The 20,693-nt window shown below is 47.4% G+C and carries 16 protein-coding genes; 10 read left to right on the forward strand and 6 right to left on the reverse strand.

Annotated elements, in window-relative coordinates; genetic code table 11:
* Nucleotide 1: 1 nt before the first annotated feature.
* The 5 genes from nuoF to ndhC all read right to left on the reverse strand — a co-directional run bounded on the left by nuoF (nucleotide 2) and on the right by ndhC (nucleotide 5,471).
* Nucleotides 2-1,426, reverse strand: coding sequence for an NADH-quinone oxidoreductase subunit NuoF (gene nuoF, locus B2P60_RS09735; protein WP_286741070.1), 1,425 nt, complete (start codon nucleotides 1,424-1,426; stop codon nucleotides 2-4).
* Complete coding sequence (nuoE, locus tag B2P60_RS09740) at nucleotides 1,423-1,932, reverse strand: NADH-quinone oxidoreductase subunit NuoE (protein WP_193005620.1); 510 nt, start codon at nucleotides 1,930-1,932, stop codon at nucleotides 1,423-1,425. Before nuoE ends, nuoF begins: the two co-directional genes overlap by 4 nt.
* Nucleotides 1,933-2,076: 144 nt before the next feature.
* Nucleotides 2,077-3,852, reverse strand: coding sequence for an NADH-quinone oxidoreductase subunit C/D (nuoC, locus tag B2P60_RS09745; protein ID WP_286741072.1), 1,776 nt, complete (start codon nucleotides 3,850-3,852; stop codon nucleotides 2,077-2,079).
* A 148-nt stretch (nucleotides 3,853-4,000) separates the two neighbouring features.
* Nucleotides 4,001-4,669, reverse strand: a complete 669-nt coding sequence (locus tag B2P60_RS09750; RefSeq protein ID WP_193005618.1) for a NuoB/complex I 20 kDa subunit family protein — start codon at nucleotides 4,667-4,669, stop codon at nucleotides 4,001-4,003.
* A gap of 178 nt (nucleotides 4,670-4,847) precedes the next feature.
* Nucleotides 4,848-5,471, reverse strand: a complete 624-nt coding sequence (ndhC, locus tag B2P60_RS09755; protein ID WP_193005617.1) for an NADH-quinone oxidoreductase subunit A — start codon at nucleotides 5,469-5,471, stop codon at nucleotides 4,848-4,850.
* 812 nt (nucleotides 5,472-6,283) lie between these two features.
* Between ndhC and B2P60_RS09760 the strand changes: the two genes are divergently transcribed.
* From B2P60_RS09760 to B2P60_RS09785, 6 genes are all read left to right on the forward strand, one after another.
* Nucleotides 6,284-8,317 carry a UvrD-helicase domain-containing protein gene (locus tag B2P60_RS09760; protein WP_286741076.1) on the forward strand — a complete coding sequence of 678 codons (2,034 nt, stop codon included), beginning with the start codon at nucleotides 6,284-6,286 and terminating at the stop codon, nucleotides 8,315-8,317.
* 129 nt (nucleotides 8,318-8,446) lie between these two features.
* Nucleotides 8,447-9,850: a magnesium transporter gene (gene mgtE / locus B2P60_RS09765; protein ID WP_198335148.1), complete on the forward strand. Its 1,404-nt coding sequence runs from the start codon at nucleotides 8,447-8,449 to the stop codon at nucleotides 9,848-9,850.
* A 135-nt stretch (nucleotides 9,851-9,985) separates the two neighbouring features.
* A complete protein-coding gene (gene dut, locus B2P60_RS09770) occupies nucleotides 9,986-10,450 on the forward strand; it encodes a dUTP diphosphatase (RefSeq protein ID WP_230710624.1) in 465 nt (154 codons plus the stop codon).
* A gap of 146 nt (nucleotides 10,451-10,596) precedes the next feature.
* A complete protein-coding gene (locus B2P60_RS09775) occupies nucleotides 10,597-12,399 on the forward strand; it encodes a phosphomannomutase (protein WP_286741081.1) in 1,803 nt (600 codons plus the stop codon).
* Between the two features lie 197 nt (nucleotides 12,400-12,596).
* Nucleotides 12,597-13,508, forward strand: coding sequence for an acetylglutamate kinase (argB, locus tag B2P60_RS09780; protein WP_193005612.1), 912 nt, complete (start codon nucleotides 12,597-12,599; stop codon nucleotides 13,506-13,508).
* Between the two features lie 9 nt (nucleotides 13,509-13,517).
* Nucleotides 13,518-13,751 (forward strand): hypothetical protein, encoded by a 234-nt coding sequence (locus B2P60_RS09785; RefSeq protein WP_286741083.1) that lies wholly within the window; start codon nucleotides 13,518-13,520, stop codon nucleotides 13,749-13,751.
* A 42-nt stretch (nucleotides 13,752-13,793) separates the two neighbouring features.
* Here B2P60_RS09785 and B2P60_RS09790 read toward each other — a convergent pair whose 3' ends face one another.
* Complete coding sequence (locus B2P60_RS09790; protein WP_286741086.1) at nucleotides 13,794-14,171, reverse strand: Spx/MgsR family RNA polymerase-binding regulatory protein; 378 nt, start codon at nucleotides 14,169-14,171, stop codon at nucleotides 13,794-13,796.
* Nucleotides 14,172-14,378: 207 nt separating this feature from the next.
* Here B2P60_RS09790 and leuS point away from each other — a divergent pair, with 207 nt between their 5' ends.
* From leuS to B2P60_RS09810, 4 genes are all read left to right on the forward strand, one after another.
* On the forward strand, nucleotides 14,379-17,120 hold the full coding sequence (gene leuS, locus B2P60_RS09795; protein ID WP_286741090.1) for a leucine--tRNA ligase: 2,742 nt from the start codon (nucleotides 14,379-14,381) through the stop codon (nucleotides 17,118-17,120).
* A 63-nt stretch (nucleotides 17,121-17,183) separates the two neighbouring features.
* The gene (locus B2P60_RS09800; protein ID WP_286741093.1) at nucleotides 17,184-17,900 is read left to right on the forward strand and encodes a hypothetical protein; all 717 of its coding nucleotides are present in this window, start codon (nucleotides 17,184-17,186) and stop codon (nucleotides 17,898-17,900) included.
* A 161-nt stretch (nucleotides 17,901-18,061) separates the two neighbouring features.
* A complete protein-coding gene (gene holA, locus B2P60_RS09805) occupies nucleotides 18,062-19,138 on the forward strand; it encodes a DNA polymerase III subunit delta (RefSeq protein WP_286741096.1) in 1,077 nt (358 codons plus the stop codon).
* A 217-nt stretch (nucleotides 19,139-19,355) separates the two neighbouring features.
* Nucleotides 19,356-20,687, forward strand: coding sequence for an efflux RND transporter periplasmic adaptor subunit (locus B2P60_RS09810; protein ID WP_286741097.1), 1,332 nt, complete (start codon nucleotides 19,356-19,358; stop codon nucleotides 20,685-20,687).
* Nucleotides 20,688-20,693: the final 6 nt, after the last annotated feature.

Here is a 20,693-nt window from a genome sequence, read left to right on the forward strand (position 1 = left end):
CTTATTTCACTACTGGCTGTTGGTTGGCTGCAGCATCAATGACGTCTACACCAACCGCCTGCGCGATTTTTTGATCAAACTCAGGACGGAAATATTTAATCGCACTCATGAGTGGCTCCATCGCACCCGGCGCATGCGCACAGAATGTTTTACCAATCCATAAGTCACGCGTGAGGCCCTCTAGTTTTTCGACATCGCCCACTTGCCCTTCGCCATCATTGATAGCGGTGAGCAGTTTAACGCCCCACGGCAACCCATCACGGCACGGTGTACACCAGCCGCATGATTCGCGCTGAAAGAAAATCTCAAGATTACGCAGCAGTGGCACCATGTCTTGTGATTCATCAACCACCATGATCAGCCCTGTACCCATACGACTACCCGCTTCTTGAATTGAATCAAAATCAACGACTACATCTAAATGATCAGCGGTTAAAAAGTCGGTTGAGGCGCCGCCTGGCAACCATGCTTTTAGTTTTTTGCCGTCTTTCATACCGCCCGCCAAGTCTTCAATAATCTCACGAGCGGTGTAACCAAAAGGCAGCTCCCATAGGCCTGGGTCGTTCACCCGTCCTGAACAGCCAAACAGCTTAGTACCAGGGGTGTCACTTTTACCTTTAATCTTAGATAGCGACTGATACCACTCTACGCCATGATTTAAAATCGCTGGCATATTACTTAAGGTCTCAACGTTATTGACAACTGTTGGACGGCCCCATGCGCCAGAGATTTGTGGAAACGGCGGTTTGGTACGTGGGTTGGCACGGCGACCTTCTAAGCAGTTAATAAGTGCCGTCTCTTCACCGCAAATATAACGTCCAGCGCCCGTGTGCACATGCAAATTAAAACTAAAATCTGAGCCTAAAATGTTATCGCCCATTAGATTATTGGCCAAACACTCTTCGATGGCAGTAACCAAACGCTCAGCGGCTAGAATGTATTCACCGCGGATAAAGATATAGCCATCCGTCGCTCCGATAGCGTGAGCGGTGATCAGCATCCCTTCGATCAGCTGAAACGGCAGACGCTCCATGAGCAAACGGTCTTTAAACGTACCTGGCTCCATCTCATCCGCGTTACAAATGAGATAGCGCGGCAAACCGTCCGGCGGCGACATAAATGACCACTTCAATCCAGCGTTAAAACCTGCGCCACCGCGACCTCTGACATTGGCAGCTTTAATCATATTGCCCACCTCTTTAGGTGACTTACTTAACGCTTGCTTTAAGCCAGTAAAGCCTTTTAAAGACTCGTAGGTTGCCAGATCAAGCACGGCATCATGATGCGCCAAACGCCAAGTCAAAGGCTTGGTTTCACTAGTGGCTGTCGCTTTATCACCATAAATCGGAACACGCTGTGCATTCAATTGGCTTGGCGCTTGGCCTTGGCCGCGACGAGCAATTTGCTCTGAAATCGTTAAACTCATGCGTATAGCTCCAATAATTGCGCAACCTCAGATGGCTGGACAGGGCCATAAGTGTCTTCATCAATCAACACCGCGGGCCCCTTGTCGCAGTTTCCTAAGCAGCAAATCGGCAACAACGTAAAGCGGCCATCTGCGGTTGTCTGGCCATACTCAATACCGAGCTGCGATCTGATCTCAGCGGAGAGCGCTTCATAACCCGTTAAGTAGCAAGCCACCGAATCACAAATCAGAATGACATGGCGACCGACAGGCTGACGATAAATGCGATTAAAGAAAGTGGCGACGCCATCCATATCTGACATCGGAATGTCTAAGATGTTGGCGATGGCATTGACTTGTGCATCATCAACCCAACCGTTGCGCTTTTGCACGATTTTTAGGGCATCGAGCGAGGCTGCACGTGCCTGTGGGTAATGATGCATAAACTCATGAATGGCAGTGATTTCCTCAGCGGTGAGGATGCTTGCCACATCTACTTTTGGCATTTTGTCGGAAACAATTTTCATAATCTTTTATCTTTCCTCACTCATCCTGCTCTATCACAAGGCAACGTCAGTCCTACTGCAACTGTGATCGTATTGACGTGTGAGAGCATTTTGGTGTGCCATTTGGCAATAATATATTGATTAGTATCTCTTTTTTCACAAACGCTAACGGTCACAATCCGCCATCACAATATCAATCGACGCCAAATACATAATAGCATCGGATACAAGCGAGCCATTGATGACTGACGGCATTTGCTGCAAATGGGCAAACGTCGGCGTACGAATACGCGTGCGATAGCTCATCGTGGCTTTGTCTGACGTAATGTAATAGCTGTTCAAACCTTTGGTCGCCTCGACGATCGTCGTACACTCGCCCGCTGGCATCACAGGTCCCCACGATACTGAGATAAAGTGGTTAATCAGTGTCTCAATATCGTTTAGCGTACGGTCTTTTGGCGGTGGTACGGCCAGAGGATGATCAGCCTTGTAAGGTCCTTGTGGCATGTTGTCCATACACTGACGAATAATACGTAACGACTGACGCATCTCTTCGACTTTCACCATACAGCGATCATAAGCATCACCGTTATACCCAACTGGCACTTCAAAATCGTAATTTTCATAGCCCATATATGGACGTGCTTTACGCAGATCAAAGTCCACGCCGGTGGCCCGTAAACCTGCCCCAGTGACGCCCCAAGCCAGCGCTTGCTTGGCATTGTACTGTGCGACCCCTTGGGTACGACCTTTAAGCACACTGTTTTGCAGTGCCGCTTTGACGTACTCGTCCAAGCGTTTTGGCATCCAATCTAAGAACTCACGAACCAGACGCTGCCAGCCGCGCGGCAGATCAGCCGCCGTACCGCCGATACGGAACCAAGCCGGATGCATACGATAACCGGTCACCGCTTCGATGACGTCATACGCTTTTTGGCGATCGGTAAACATATAGAACACCGGGGTCATGCCGCCTGCGTCCTGAATGAAAGTACCGACAAACAGTAAGTTATTGGTAATACGGAAAAACTCGCTCATCATCACGCGGATGGTTTCAGCGCGCGGTGGAACCGTAATACCAGCCAGCTTTTCGACCGACATGATGTACGGCAGCTCATTCATCACACCGCCGAGATAATCGATACGGTCGGTATAAGGAATGTATGAATGCCACGTTTGACGCTCAGCCATCTTTTCTGCGCCGCGATGGTGATAACCAATGTCAGGGATACAATCGACCACTTCTTCGCCATCCAGCTGCAACACCAAGCGGAACGCACCATGAGCCGAGGGATGGTTAGGACCAATGTTCAAAAACATAAAGTCTTCATCACGCCCTGAGCGCTTCATGCCCCACTCTTCTGGGACAAAACGCAGGTTCTCTTGCTCGTATTGCTGCTTGGCTGTGTTCAAGAAGTACGGCGTAAACTCCGTCGCACGCGCGTGATACTCTTTACGCAGTGGATGCCCTTCCCAGTACTTGGGTAATAAGATACGGGTCAAATGGGGGTGACCACTAAAGACCACACCGAACATATCCCACACTTCGCGCTCGTACCAATTGGCATTTGGCCAAATCTGGGTGGCGCTTGGCACATTGAGATCATCTTCACTCAGCGCCACTTTAATGCGTACATCGCTATTACGCTCAAGCGACATCAGATGATAAAACACCGTAAAATCACTGTCAGGCAAGCCGCCACGATGCTGGCGCAGTCGCTCGTCGATGGCAGACAAGTCAAATAGCATGACATAAGGCTTGGGCAATTTACGCAAGAATAAGAGAATGTCTAGTAAATCAGCACGCGCCACCCAAACTGTTGGAATCTCATCCACAGTGTGCTGTATCACAAACTTGCCAGCATACTTATCTTCCAACTCTTTGATAACAGCTGGAACAGGCTTAATCTTAGGATCTATATTTTCGACTACCGTGACCATGAATGATGTATTCCTTCATTAATCATAACTGAGCTATGTTAAACATAAGCGAACTATGATGAGCGTATGCACACTTAACCCGTTTAGGGATTTTTAATTATCGAGCCAAACTACTCGCTTAAACCATCACTGGCTAAACACCGGCTGACTAAATACTGTCTGGGCTACGCAAGTTTTTCACAGCGATACGATCCGCTTGCTTACGGTCACGCTCAGGCGTCATTTGCGGCTGATACACACCCTGCTCATTGACATGAATGCCAAGCGGGCGACGCTCTTTGGTGATGGACTCTTGTAGCAGCATTAGCCCTTGAATCAAGGCTTCTGGGCGCGGCGGACAGCCTGGCACATAAACATCTACGGGGATAATTTTATCGACGCCTTGTACCACAGAATAAATGTCGTACATACCGCCAGAGTTAGCACAGGCCCCCATAGAGATGACCCATTTTGGCTCAAGCATTTGCTCGTATAGACGCTGAATGACGGGCGCCATTTTAATAAAGCAAGTACCAGCGACGATCATGACATCTGCCTGACGGGGCGAGGCACGAATAACCTCTGCCCCAAAGCGAGACAAATCGTGGACCGCTGTTAAGGTCGTGGCATATTCGACATAACAGCAAGACGTACCAAAGTTAAATGGCCAGAGCGAGTGCTTGCGCCCCCAATTTGCTGTCGAATGGACGAGGTCTTCGAGACGACCCATAAAGACATTTTTATTGACTTCGTCTTCGATAGGATCGTTGACCGTTTGACTGGTCTGTGCAGGATAGGTATCTGCATCAGGGTTGGCTTTTGTTAATGTGTATTTCATAACATACAACCTTTATATTAGGCGTCGCGTGGCAAACACCTTGCCATCACGACCGCCTTAACTTCTATTATGAATAAATGATCATTAATATACATTCAACAGACAAACATGACGGCGTCATCCTGTCTCTGCTAACAGTCTTTATCCGCTATAAGAAGCCTGACAAGACCGTTAGCCACTAACGCCCAACGTTATCACGCGGAGCAGACGACACAAAATCCACGGAAGTGACATGACCGGTGGTATTAATATGATCGATGTTTTGTAGATGGCGGCGATTGGTCTCAATATTGTTTGAGACATTAATTTGTCCGGAGGACTGCGCTGGGATTTTGCCCGTCGGATCAACCATCAGCTCATCAACCCCATCAAAACCTGTGATGTCGGCCAAATTAAAGCCAGCAGGTGCGGCATACAGACGTGCTTTTTTACGACGCTTGTCAGCTGGGGCCCAGTTCATCGCACCTAAGCTTAGCTCATAGATCAAACCAATGATTAAGATGGTAATAAAGACGGCGGCAGCAGCAAAGCCAAGCCAGCCCGCTTCACGCACTGACACCGCATAAGCGTAAAGATATAGCGCTTCTAGATCAAAGATAACAAAGAAAATCGCCACCAAGTAGAATTTGGCAGACAAACGAATACGGGCGTTGCCAGATCCGACAACACCCGCTTCAAATACTTCTTCTTTTTGTGAACCTTGAGAGCGACCGCCAAGCAAACGCGGAACGACCAGCATAAAGACAACTAGCCCAATGGCGGCTAAGATAAAAGCAATGGCTGACCAATTAAAAGCAGACATGATAATACGTGCTCCTCACCCAATCGAGTGTTAAGCCCAGCGCAAATATTGACCTACTTTAAGGCCATCTAGCGATAGGCATAACGCAGACAAAAATACAAAGCGACTGTCATTGAGCCACTGTATTTAAGTTACTATTTTAGGGTCTGTGCTGGTAACAACCAATTATCAAGCTTATTGACGACGATGTCAGACGTGACCAACTGTAGATATTCCGGTATGCGCGGATAAAAGGCTGGTCGCCTAACGCATCTCCTAACAACGTAAGATCAACGTATTAAATCAATATCATATCCGAGGTTTACTTAATTGATTTAATAGCTCATTACACGTGGTCAATCATGACGTGACAACTGGCATAAATTATTTACGTACTATACGCATATCAGCGCCCAAAAGCTAGTTTTTAACTGTATTGAACGGTCACTTTATCTGCAAAAAAAATGTGTTTTTTTTACCATAAGTTATGATATAGACGTTACCTTATATTAACCCCAAATCCGCACTTTTAGCCCCTAGCGGTTGCAGTAGCGGTTTTCCTTATTTTCTAAGACCTCAAACGGCGGCTTTAACGCACGGATTCAGCACCCAACTCCTCCCCAAAGTCACGGTTTTTGCTTTATAATAGCCAACCTAAATTCAATGGCTTACTATCATTATATTGTCGTTGAGTCACAAATCCTCTTACCCTTATGATGTGATTTTTTATTAAAAACGTCACGATATCCATTTTAATGATACACGCCGCCTGCATTTAGCTATGATGTTATCAGCGCACCCCACTTTTTTGCTTTTGTCTTACAGGTCACGTTATGAGTCAACTTAATCCCAAACAAACCGAGGCCATGCTTTACGTATCCGGGCCATTGCTTGTGCTAGCAGGTGCAGGTTCCGGTAAGACCTCAGTGATTACGCGCAAGATTGCCTATCTTATCGAAGAGTGCGAGATGCCAGCGGAGCGCATCACTGCCGTGACCTTTACCAACAAAGCGGCACGCGAGATGAAAGCCCGTGTCAGCAAACTGTTGCCAAGCGAAAAAATGCGTGGACTGACCGTGTCCACCTTTCACCAATTTGGCCTACAGTTTTTACGCTACGAGCTGATTCATACCCCGCTTAAAGGTAACTTTTCTATCATGGACAGCGACGACAGCAAGCGTTTGCTCATGGAGCTGATGATGCGCGATAATTTGAGCGGCGCTGAGAGTCGTGAGCTGGTGGGTAAAGCGATCAAGATGATTTCGGATTGGAAAAACGATTTGATTGAGCCTGATCAGGCAATGGAAACGTTAGACGATCCTGAAGACATGATTTTTGCCACCCTTTATGCCCTATACGAGCGTAATTTGCGTGCGTATAACGCAGTTGATTTTGATGACTTGATTGTATTGCCAACGAAAATACTGCGTGAAAATGCGCAGTTGCGTGACAAATGGCAAAACCGTATCCGCTATCTGCTCGTCGATGAGTATCAAGATACCAACACCGCTCAGTATGAAATGATTAAGTATTTGGTCGGGCCGCAGGGGCGTTTTACGGTCGTGGGTGACGACGACCAATCTATCTATGCGTGGCGCGGCGCCAAGCCTGAAAACATGGCGCTACTCAAAGAAGATTTTCCAAAGCTCAAAATCGTCATGCTTGAGCAAAATTACCGCTCAACCACGCGTATTTTGACCTCGGCCAACGCGGTCATTCTCAACAATGAGCATTTGTTTGAGAAAAAACTGTGGTCAGATAAAGGCCAAGGCGAAAAAATCCGCATTATTAACTGTCGTAACGACGATGATGAGTCCGAGCGTGTGGCCAAAGAAATCGTCACTCATAAACTGCGTTTTGGTAACGAATGGGAGCAATACGCCGTCCTTTATCGCAGTAACTTTCAGGCACGTATGTTAGAGGCGCAATTGCGTCAGCTACAAGTGCCTTATAAGTTATCCGGCGGTCAGTCGTTTTTTGCGCGTAGTGAAATCAAAGACATCATGGGCTATCTGCGTCTGATTTTGAATCCTGAAGACGACAGTGCATTTTTGCGGATTATTAACACGCCAAAGCGCGGCATGGGTCCTGCTACGCTTGAGAAATTAGGCTTGTTTGCTCAAGAGCACAGCATCTCGCTACTGGCGTCGTGCACCCATGCTGGCTTGACGCATGTTTTGCCATCCAAGGCTTACGGCACGATAAAAGAGTTTGGTGAGTTTATTGAACACTATACGCGTGAGCTCGATCAACACCCCGACCCTGTGCCTATTGTGCGTCAGATGATCGATGAGACGGGTTATATTGACTTTGTCCGTAGTGATGCCAAAACGCCGCAACAAGAAAAAAACCGCATCGATAATATCGATATGCTCTATACCAGCATTCAGTCGTTGATCAATCGCGCAGAAGAAGACGAAGATCGGACGATTGATACTATTATTCGTAAGTTGGTATTACTTGATATGCTCGAGCAACAACAAGAAGAAGAGAATACCAATAAAGTCAATCTGATGACCTTGCATGCGGCAAAAGGCCTAGAGTTTGATTACGTTTATATCATGGGGCTTGAGGAGGAGATGCTACCGCATCGCAACTCTATCTTGAGCGAAACGGTCGAAGAAGAGCGGCGTTTGATGTATGTGGGTATTACCCGTGCGCGCCGTGAGCTAACCTTGACGCTCGCCACCCAGCGCCGTGCGGGTGGTCAAATGCGCGTTACCTCAGAGTCACGTTTCTTAGAGGAGCTGCCAGAAGATCATATTGACTGGCCAGCTAAAGCGAAAAAGAAAAAAGCCACCAAAGACCCTGAAAAAGTCGCTGATGAGTATTTGGCCAATATTCGAGCATTATTGGGTAAACGCTAGCGTTCGGCTCAGTGCTTGATCGCAAAGTCAAAAGTCAATTGGCGGCTTATGGCTTAGTCAAACATTTTAGGCTTTGCCCTTATTACCTCTGTTAAAAACTTTGTACCTTTTAAAAACTCTGGAACCTTTATGCCTAGCTCTACGCCCGATCAGGAACGACCATCAGTGCTACCGGGAGACTATAATCCGGCGGAATATAGCGCCGAATATAAGCTCCTGTACTTACAGGGGCTGGTTGCTGATAAGGCTTATGAGGCGATTACTGAATTTTTAGAACGGCAGTCAGAGTATGAAATTGCCAACCTGCTAGAGTCTTTTCCTACCCAAAATCGTCTGTTGATTTGGGCGCAAGTGCCTGAAAACATAAAGGGTGAGGTGCTCGCTGAGCTAGAGTTTGATACCCGTCAGCCACTGATGGAAAACATCTCCTCCAAGGAAATCTCCTTATTTACCCAAGACCTTGATGCTCAAGACATCTCTGAGATTTTGGATACCGTGACCGAGAGCGTACGTTCCTCAGTCATGGCCACTTTGGATGAAGATATTCGCGTTCAGGTGAATAAGCTCGACACCTATGCCGACTGGGAGGTTGGTAGTTATATGGATCCTGACCTGATTCAGGTAAGCGACAGTGTGAGTCTGGCTGAAGTACAAAACTGGCTCCGAGAAAATGATGAATTACTCGATGATGAGAGCCAAGAGCTGTTGGTGGTCGATCAAAGCCAGCAGTTACTCGGACTACTGAGTCTGGTTGACTTAATTAAACACGACCAAAGCACCTTAGTCTCAGAGCTGATTGATACGGCCGTCACTATTAATGATCGCTTAGACATTCAAGATGCCGCCGCGATTTTCCGGTCAGAAGACATTCGCTTTGCGCCCGTTATTAATAGCTATGGCGAGTTGGTGGGTCAATTAAATGGTGAGGACATCATGGAGATTATCCAAGATGATGTCGACAGCACCATGAAAAACCTAGCTGGTGTCAGTCAAGATGAAGAGCTGTTTGCGCCTATTTTGACCAGCGCAAAAAGTCGGAGTGTTTGGTTGGGCATTAATTTGTGTACTGCCCTTTTAGCCGCTGCGGTGATTGGGCAGTTTGAAGCCGTATTAGCGCAAGTGGTGGCGCTGGCGATACTCATGCCCGTGGTCGCGAGCATGGGCGGTATTGCAGGGTCGCAGACGCTCACTGTTGTGATCCGCGGTATGGCCATGGGTCAAATCGGGGGCTCCAACCGCTTGTGGCTACTCAATAAAGAGCTGTGGGTTGGCGCGATAAACGGTATCATATGGGCGATAATCATGGCGTTTATCGCCCAATTGTGGTTTCATGACATTAAAATCAGTGCGGTCATCGGTTTTGCCATTGCCATTAATATGACGGCAGCGAACGTCTCGGGTATTAGTATTCCTTTGTTGCTAAAACGTATGAATATTGACCCTGCGTTATCCGCCTCGGTTATCCTAACCACCGTGACGGATATTGTCGGCTTTATGTCTTTCTTGGGCTTAGCAAGTGTGCTGATACTGTAGTCTAAAGACCGTAATCTAAAAACAGTAGTCTAAAAACAGAGGCTTGCTTTTGCCTTAAAAACATACTATCCATTTGTATTAAAAAGTTAAATTTGTTCTATTTATAAAACCATTAAATCGTTAAGTGAGTGCGTTATGCAAGCTGTACAAGTGAAAGTCTTAAACCCTAAAATCACCGAAGATAAAGCGTTTTCTCTTCCTACTCGCGCCACTGATGGTAGTGCAGGTATTGACTTGCGGGCTTGTATCGATGAGCCTTTGACGATTAAAGCGGGTGCCACACACTTAATCGGCACCGGCCTCGCCGTTTATATCCAAGACCCTAATTATGCGGGTATGATTTTGCCGCGCTCAGGTCTCGGTCATAAGCACGGTATCGTCTTGGGTAACTTGGTTGGGCTGATTGATGCGGACTATCAAGGTGAGCTCATGGTCAGTATTTGGAATCGCAGCAACGAAGACTTTATCCTCAATCCAAGCGATCGCATGGCTCAGTATATCGTGGTGCCGGTCGCTCGTCCTGAGTTTGAGGTCGTCTCAGAATTTAGTGATGAAAGCGTTCGCGGTGCTGGCGGCTTTGGCCATTCAGGACGTCAGTAGTCGCTGCTAAGTAGTAGCGGTGATTAGATAGACATCGCCATTGACAATTATTAAAGTTAACACTCAAGTTGTATGAGTAGCGGTATCAATAACCACGACAACATTGTTCACGATAATATTAATCATGATAGTAAGGAGAATAAGCAATGCCGTCTTTTGCTGCGCAGCAATGCTTATTTCGTGCTTATGATATTCGTGGGTCACGCCAGCATTTTACTGCTCGTTTTGTAACAGCATTGGGCCTTGCCTTTGCCCAGCTTTATCATCAGCAAAACTGCGGTTCAAAAGACGTCTCTGCCAACAGCCGCTCACTGACGCCAACTGTTGGCTCTAAAACTGTTCACTCTAAAACTATTAACTCTAAAAGAACCATCATCGTGATCGGCTATGATGTGCGCTGCGGTAGTGACGTTATCGCTCATAGGTTGGCTGATATATTGACTCAGCATGGCTTACACGTGGTCCAACTAAACCTAGTGACCACCCCAATGATGGTTTTTTGGGCAGAGCAATATCAGGGTCATGGCATTATCGTGACGGCCAGTCATTCTGCCAAAGACATTTTAGGAATCAAGTGGTTAATAGACCATCGCTCCCCAAGCGGCACCGATATCCAGATGCTGTATCAGCAATTAGTAGATAGCGCTGCCCATCATCCAAGCGATAAGCAAAAAGTGAAGCTAGAACACCGTACGCCTTGCATAGACACTGCTGTGCCTGTGACCGGCCATCAGACTGTCTTACCTCACGAGCAAGTCGCAACAGCTTATATTGATGCCATTGCCCAAGTGTTTGAGCAAATCTATCCAATCCATAAACAGCACCCTAAGGATACTTACTACTCATCTGCCAAACTTGACTTAGTGGTAGTGATTGATTGTATGCATGGGGCGACCAGCAATGTCGCTCAGCGTTTGTTTGAGCGTTTTTGCCGTCAAGTTATTATGCTCAACGACACACCAGACGGCAATTTCCCCGCTGGCAATCCCGATCCTACCGAACCTCACCGTCTTATACCATTACAGCAGAGCGTTGTTGCTCATCAAGCCGATATAGGGATAGCCTTTGACGGAGATGGCGATCGTTTGATGGTGGTGGATAACAACGGTAAAGTGGTCATGCCTGATCACCTGCTTTACTTGTTAGCCCAAGTAGCACTGTCCGCCTGTCCTGACGCTTTAGCTGATTCACAACTTACCTCGCAAATCCTTTTTGATATTAAATGCTCTCATCATTTGCCAAAGCTACTGTCTGAGCTTGGTACAGTGCCCGTGGTCAGTAAGACGGGTAGCAGCTTTATGCGTCAACAGATGCAGCAGTCTCCCAGTCAAATTATTTTTGCTGGGGAATTCTCAGGGCATTTTATATTTAACGACCGCCGCTTTATCGTTTATGATGACGCCATGTATGCCGCATTGCGACTGCTGCACTGGTTATCAGCTGCTGACGAGCACGGGGGTAAAAAAGTACTAGCGGACATTACTCACACGTTACCTGATATGGTGAGTACCGCTGACCACTATCTACCAGTGCCAAAGACGAGACCGACAGATTGTTCAATCATAGAGCAGTTGGCCCGACTTTGTCAGTATCTACGCCAGCTCGTGGAAGCGGCCCAATCAGTGGATTCGAGCCATGACTTTGACTTGCTGAACGCGTGTTCACCCCCGCTTTGCCACTGTTCAGCGCACAGACAACACTTGACGCTCGAGCAAGCGAGACGGTTGCTGCCAGTCGGAACAAAGCTAAGCTGTATCGATGGCGTGCGTTTGGATTTTGCGCATGGTTTTGGGGTGGTGCGTCAATCAAATACCAGCCATCATTTGACCGCACGCTTTGCGGGCAACAGCTTAACAGATCTCAAAGCGGTTCAAGCGACATTTGCCACTTTGTGTCGGCCATTTGATAAAAAACTGGCAGAGCAAATTGTCGCTATTCCTGCAGAGTAGACCGCGCCAAAACGCTTCCAAGAAAAATTGATAGCAGTCGAGCGGTGTCTCTTTTATAGTGACCTAACTCTATAATCCGTTAAAAGTAAAATCGATACGTTCATATCCTCGTGCTACTGGAATATGTTTTGCTTACACTTCGCAAACACTGTGCCCAAACCACCCATCCATTTAACCCTGTCCTTTAGGAGTTTGTAATGACGCTTAACTTAGATGATGCCAAAATTACCGCTGAAGTATTGACCACCGCTCTACCCTACATTCAGCGCTTTGTCGATAAGTTGATTGTGGTCAAATACGGTGGCAATGCCATGACTGACCCTGCGCTTGAGAGCTCGTTTGCCCGCGACATCGTCTTGCTAAAAACCGTAGGTATGCATCCTGTGGTCGTCCATGGCGGCGGACCACAAGTTGATAACTTGTTAAAAGAGCTGGGCCGTCAGTCAGACCGTATTGATGGGATGCGCGTCACCGACAAAAGCACCATGGATATCGTCGAGATGGTGTTGGGTGGTAGCGTCAACAAATCTATCGTGAGCTTAATCAATAAGCACGGTGGCCGCGCCATCGGTCTAACGGGCAAAGATGCCAACTTGATTACGGCCAAAAAGTTGATGATGGAAAAAATCGGCGCAGATGGGGTGGCGGTGCCCGTCGACTTAGGGTTCGTGGGTGACGTCGTTAGCGTCAATAAAGACGTGATTAACATGCTAATCTCATCCAACTTTATCCCAGTGATCGCCCCGCTTGGTGTTGATAGTGAAGGCAACACTTATAATATCAATGCTGATCTAGTCGCTGGTAAAGTGGCTGAATTTTTACAAGCAGAAAAGCTCATGCTACTGACCAATATCAAAGGGGTGTTAGGGCGTGACGGCGAGGTGGTGACTGGACTCACGCCAAAGAAAGTCGACAGCTTAATTGAAGACGGCACGATATCAGGCGGTATGATTCCCAAAATCCAGTGTGCGCTTGATGCGGTACGTAGCGGTGTCAAAAGTGCCGTTATTGTCGATGGCCGCGTGCCTCATGCCACCTTGCTGGAGATTTTCACCAATGAAGGGGTTGGCACGCTCATCAGTCGCGACTTGGATGCAGCCTTGCTTTAGGAGCAAACAATGGCGCTGTGGCTATGGTGTCTAATCTTTATCCTAGAAAGCCTGTATTGCTGGTGGATTATTGGTTATGGCGGCGCAAAATGGGTCGAGGGTTGGAAGTCATTTTTTCTCATTGAGTGGTTTGCCCTAGATTGGAGCGCAGAACAAATCCGTCTGTACGTACTCATTGTTTGGCTTGCCAGCGTCATTTGGTTTGTTGTAGGCGTGATAAAGCCCGAGCTAAGAGGCTACTAGCTCGGGCTTTGTCATGCTTATCATGATGTTCTTTTATAAAAGTTATAAAAAAGTGGTAGCAAACTTGGCTTCATCAAAGCCGCACAACAATATTGGCTGACCTTGGTTTTTGTCTTCGATTTGTCCTTCTACAATCGGACGTTTAATCATACTGGTGTTTGCGACTAATAAGTCTATTGCGTTGTACACACTGGCATCAGCTGCTTGCTTTTGGCTGTCCTCTAACTTGCGCCATGTCGTGCCGCGCTTATTGAGTACTTTATCAATACCCAACTCATCCACCCAGCGTTGTAGCGTGTCTTTGTCGATGCCTTGTTTTTTATAATCGTGAAAATCATAAGGGATGCCTAACTCGTCTAGCTTGGTAACCGCTTTTTTCATCGTGCTACAAGATTTAATACCGTAAATGGTGATGGTCATATAAGTTCCTCGTCAATGATCATTGTCTGTCTTATTATACCCAAGGCTGGATAAATAGAGACAGTCTATCATTTCTAAGGCCTTTTTCTGCCATAAACCTCATAAGCAACCACATCATATCGTCGCAATTTTTGCCAATTTGCGCTATGCTATGGCATTGTCAAATTCCACCTATTTTTATCTGTATTAACCAATTCCGAGCCGACTATGAGCAACGCCGTGACAGCAGACCAATCTAATACTAACAATGCTAATGACATTACCAATAATACTTCTAACGACCACTCTGATGTGAATGCCCAGTACCAACCGCAGCTGATTGAAGCGGCGCAGCAAACCAAATGGGCAACAGACAAGCGCTTTGAAGTGGGTAATGAGCCAAGCGACAAACCAAGTCGTTATATGCTGTCTATGTTCCCTTATCCAAGCGGCAAGCTGCATATGGGCCATGTGCGTAACTACACCATCTCTGATGTGTTGAGCCGTTATTACCGCCTAAAAGGCTATGAAGTCATGCAGCCAATGGGCTGGGACGGCTTTGGCTTGCCAGCAGAAAACGCTGCGATTGCCAACCAAACGCCGCCTGCCGCGTGGACGTTTGCCAATATCGACAACATGCGCGCACAGCTCAAATTGCTGGGTCTATCAATCGATTGGTCACGCGAGTTTGCTACTTGTAGTCCTGAGTATTATCAGTGGGAACAGTGGCTCTTTTTACAACTGTACAAAAAGGGCCTAGTCTATAAAAAACTTGCCACGGTTAACTGGGATCCGGTGGACAATACGGTTTTAGCCAATGAGCAAGTCATCGACGGTAAAGGCTGGCGTAGTGGTGCTGCCGTCGAAAAACGCGACATCCCTATGTATTACTTTAACATCACCGATTATGCCGATGAGCTATTGGATGATTTGGACCAACTAGAAGGCCATTGGCCATCAGAGGTGCTGACCATGCAGCGCAACTGGATTGGCCGTAGTGCTGGTATGGAAGTCCACTTCCCTTATGAGCTTGCGGGTGAAAAAAATACCCTAGATGTGTTTACCACTCGTCCTGACACCTTGATGGGCGTGACGTATGTTGCGGTCGCGGCAGAGCATCCACTTGCGCAATACGCCTCTGAAAAAGATGATGTGATTGCGCAGTTCTGTACCCTTTGCAAAAAAGGCTCAGTGGCGGAAGCTGATCTGGCCAAAGCCGAAAAAATCGGTATGGACACAGGTCTCACCGTGACGCACCCACTGACTGGCGAAGAAGTGCCTGTTTGGGTTGCCAACTATGTACTCATGAGCTATGGCTCAGGCGCGGTCATGGCAGTACCTGCTCATGATGAGCGCGATTATGAATTTGCGACCAAATACAACCTCCCTATTAAACAAGTGATCGATATTCCGAACGGTTATTTTGATGAGGTAGCAGCAGACGCCAAGGCAAATGATACTCAGGCCAATCTTGCTTACACCGAACGGAATACCCTGGTCAACTCAGGTGATTTTGACGGATTGGACTTTGAGCAAGCGTTTGAGGCAATGCTGGCCAAACTTGAGCCACAAGAGTTGGCAAAGAAAAAAATCCAGTACCGTCTGCGCGACTGGGGTGTATCGCGCCAGCGTTATTGGGGTTGCCCTATCCCAATGATCAACTGTGAGCATTGCGGCACGGTACCTGTGGAAGAGCAAGATTTGCCGGTTGTCTTACCGACTGACGTTGTCCCTGATGGCCGTGGTAATCCACTCAAAAATATCCCAGAGTTTGTCAACACCACTTGCCCTAAATGCGGCAATCCCGCTGAGCGTGAAACCGATACCTTTGACACCTTTGTTGAGTCGAGCTGGTATTACGCACGCTTTGCCAGCCCAGACGATGCACAAAACATGGTCAACAAGTCTGCTGCCAATAAGTGGTTGCCTGTCGATCAATATGTGGGCGGTGTGGAGCACGCTGTAATGCACCTATTATATGCACGCTTCTTCCACAAGCTCATGCGTGATGAGAACTTAGTCACTGGTGATGAGCCATTTGCCAATCTCATGACTCAAGGCATGGTACTCGCTGGTACTTTTTACCGCGTCAATGCGGATGGCAGTACCACGTATTATTTTGCAGAAGACATCGATATTGATTACAACGAGCGCGGCCAACCGATCAAAGCCATACTAAAGCTAGATGGTAAGCCTGTAACGATTGGTAAAATCGAAAAAATGTCTAAGTCAAAAAACAATGGCGTTGATCCGCAAATAACCATCGATAAGTATGGCGCGGACACGGTGCGTTTATACACTTTGTTTACGGCCCCTGCTGACCAAACGCTAGAATGGTCAGATGATGCCCTAAAAGGCCCTTATAACTTTGTGAAAAAAGTGTGGCGCATTGCAAGCGATCACATGCAAGCGCTTACTGCTGCAAATTTAAGCGTAGAGTCGCTAAACAATGACGCCTTAAGTACAGACGGTTTAAGCAAAGAAGCCAAAAACTTACGTCGTAAGACGCATCAGACCATTGCCAAGATTGATAATGATTTGGGTGATCGTTTGGCATTGAACACGCCAGTCTCTAGCCTCATGGAGCTTGCCAATGAGCTATCCGGCTTTAAAGCCAATAATGAGCAAGACCTGCAAGTACAACACGAAGCCTTGGTCGATTTGCTGATTATGCTATCGGTATACGCCCCGCACGTCGGTGAGCATTTACTTGAGCAGCTAGGGCTTGATACATTAACATTGAACTACCCAGCTGTCGATGAGAGTGCGCTTGTACAGGACACGATCACGATGGTGGTACAGGTCAATGGTAAAATGCGTGGTAAGATGGATGTGGCACCAAACAGTGATCCAGAACAGTTAAAAGCGCAAGCGCGGACAATGGAAGGAGTGGCAAAATTCCTGACAGGCGAGATCAAAAAAGAAATCGTTGTTCCTAACAAATTGGTTAATATCGTGGTTGCAGGCTAAGTGTCTTAGGCGAAGACTTTTAGGCTTAGGACTCTAAGCCTTCTATAAATGAGGATAGCGATTATGTCGTATAAGCGTCGAGCTGGGCAGTCACGTCAAACCAGATTAAGCAAACTCAGCCATTTTGCTCACCAATCAGGTGGATCAAAACTAGCGACAGCGCTACTGGCGGCCCTACCCATGTTTGCGGTGCTGGGGGCAACGGCTGGTCTGAGTGGTTGCGGCTTTCAGCTGCGGGGCTATGATGCTCCGATGCTGCTTAACGTCGCCAAAACAGCGGTGATTATCGAAGACAATCGCACCTCCTTTCCGCTTAAACTGCCCTTAACACAGCGCCTAGAAACTTTAGGTGTCGATGTCATTGAAAATATGACGACAGCCAATGTTGCTAGTAACAATCAACAAGCGGGCGCTGAACCGATTGCTGCCATCAAGGTCAGCAACGTGCGTTTTAAACGTTATGAGCTGGTCGGGGTGTTGACAGAAATCCGCTTGGTCTTATCAGCGGATGTCAGCTATCAAACGATAGAAAACGGCAAACCGGTTACGCTGACCAACGCTATCCAAGTCGAGCGTAGTTATCAGTACAATGAAGCGTCGGTTAGTACCGATGATCAGCAAGGCGATCAGATTCGCGATTGGCTGTATGACAGTTTGGCTCGCCGTATCACGGATCAATATGTCGCTATCTCTCTACCTAAAGTCCCACCTGCCACACATAACGCTGTGCAGATGAGTAAAGAGACGGCTCCTACGGTCGTAGTGATGCCAAAGCCCTAGTATTTGATCAATACTATTATTAAATGATGCCATTTTCAAAAATTTGAGCAGCCAAAAAGCGCATGTCAGCCCTACTTTTAGTAGGCTAAACGAGTTTGACAGCGCTCATCATATTTTTGAGATTGGTATGACACGCTCACCAATCTGTGTACCCCCACTCTATGCAAGATACTTTTATAAAGGCCTATCCAAAGCTGCTGCAACCCTCCGTTGCGGTCGCTGGTTTGTGGCTAGCGCATGGTGATGAGCCATTACTGAGTCAGTGGCTTATCGATGCCATGCGGCCACATTGGCGGGCGCAGAATTACGCGATCAAGCGTATAGAGCTGATATCGGTTAAGAGCTGGCAAGAGGTACTGTCAGAGCTGGGGAGTCAGTCTTTATTTGACGATGCCAGTGCCTTAATTGTGACGGGTAATCACAAACCTGATAAAGCGGTCATTGCCGAGCTTACGCGCTTTGCGCAAGACGCCCAAACAGGAGCGCACAGTCATAGTTTATTATGGCTCACACCCAAACAAGATAAGCGCAGTCAGAGCAGCAAGTGGTTTGCTCCTTTTGCTCAATATGGTCATGTCATTGACTGCAACCTGTACAACGAGCAGCAGCGCCAGCAACTGTTACAGATACAAGCGCAGCAGTTTGGTTTAAAGCTGTCTCAAGATGCTTGGCAGTTGCTGATGTCACATACCGAGCACCATTTACTTAGTGCTTATCAGACACTATGGCGGCTGTCTTATTTGTTTGCCCCGCAGCTAGTCGGCAACCGTGATGACTCGAGACAGGAGACGAGTCCGCTTACACCGCCTACGACAAACGTGGCGCTGGACATTAAAGACTTACAAGCCGCGCTGGTCAGTGATGCTCAATTTAGTGTGTTCGATTTGTCGGATGCCATGCTGGCAGGTAACAGCGCCCAAGTTGCCAAAATTGTGTTTCAACTAAAAGCCACCGATGAACCCACCACCTTGGTTTTGTGGGCAATCAGCAAAGACATGCGTCAAATTATGCAGTTAATGGACGGTCAAGACCCCCAAGCACTCGGGATTTGGCGCAGCAAACAAGGTTTGTACCAACAAGCGTGCCGCAGGCAATCAAAAGCGCAAACTGCTGAATGGCCGGCCTTGCTGTATCGCTGTGACCAAGCAATCAAAGGTCTTATTCGCCAGCCCGCGTGGGAGTTATTATTACAGGCAGCGCTTGAATTAGCGGGTAAACGTTTATTTAATAAACGATAAGTGCAGCCCTCTTTCCCATTCGCACGATGATATCAATGTATCGATTTTATTTTCAACTGACTGTATTTTCTCTGCCTGTGAGTTAGCATCAACCCCATTTCTATATTTTTACCGCCCCGACGTTGCCTTAACCTTTCTTAAACTAATTACCATTCCCTTTTGTCTATGAAGCCTCTACTATAGCTACACTTGATTTAATTGTGATTGGATAGTTGTCATGCGCAAAATGAGCAAAAAACCTGCTGTTAAATGGGGAGTCGTCGCCTTAATTGTCGTAGCACTAGGGGCACTAGCCTATACTTTCTTAAAACCCAAAGAAACCACCCCCAACTACTTAACGGCAACGGCTGAGATTGGCGATATCGAAAATAATGTGATGGCGTCTGGCAAAGTCAAAGCGCTAAACACGGTCGATGTCGGTGCTCAGGTCTCAGGGGAAGTGAAACGCCTCTATGTTGAAGTTGGTGATGAGGTACAGCAAGGCGATCTGATTGCCCAAATCGATCAAGTCACACAAAAAAATAACTTAAGCAATGAACGCGCCAGCCTTGAGCAAAGCCAAGCGGCGATACAAAGCGCTCAAGCAGAATCGTTAAGCCGCCAAGCCAGCTTAAAGAGCGCCTATGCCGACCTTGCCAGTCGTCGGTCCGAGCTGAAACAAGCACAGGCAGATTTTGCTCGTTTGCAAGACCTAGTCGCTATCGATGCTATCTCTCAGCAAGAGTATGACACGCAAGCGACTAGCGTTGAAACCGCAAAAGCCGCCGTTGCCAATGCCCGTGCTGCTATCGATACCGCTAAGGCCGCCATTGCTACTACCGAGGCCAATATCAAAAGTCAGCAAGCCGCTTTACGCAAATCGCAAACCAACGTGAGCACTGCTGAAGAAGACCTCAGTTACACCACGATCCGTGCCCCAATATCAGGTACGGTGGTATCGATTACCACCGAGCAAGGCACCACCGTCAACGCCAATCAAACGGCCCCCACTATCGTGACGTTAGCAGACTTATCCACTGTCCGTATCAACGCTCAAATTTCTGAAGCAGACGTCATCAATGTCAGCGCTGGTATGCCAGTCTATTTCAACATCATTGGTAATCCTGATCAAAAATTTGACGCTGTACTCAAAGCAATTGAGCCGGCCCCTGAACAGATTAGCGACACCAGCTCAACCGACGCTGCTATTTATTACGTCGGTTATATTGAGGTGCCCAATACCGATCGGCGCTTTCGTATTGATATGACGGCTCAGGTTTACATCGTCATCAATCAAGCAAAAGATGCCTTACTAATCCCTGCCGCTGCCCTGCAGCCCCTTGATAAGCCCCAAAAGACAGCCGCCACTAACGATGATCCAAACACAAAAATGGCTAAAGTTCGCGTTTTAAAAGCGAATGGCTCAGTGGTTGAACAAATCGTGAAAACGGGTATTAACAACCGCGTCAATGTAGAAATCTTAAGCGGTCTCAACAAAGGTGATGAGGTGATACTAAGCGAAGAGAGTGCGGCGAAAGGACAAGGTCCCAAAGGTGGTAGACCGTTTTAATCCTTA

Origin of the sequence: Psychrobacter sp. UBA3068, from assembly GCF_002366815.1 — a bacterium.
Lineage (GTDB): Bacteria > Pseudomonadota > Gammaproteobacteria > Pseudomonadales > Moraxellaceae > Psychrobacter > Psychrobacter namhaensis.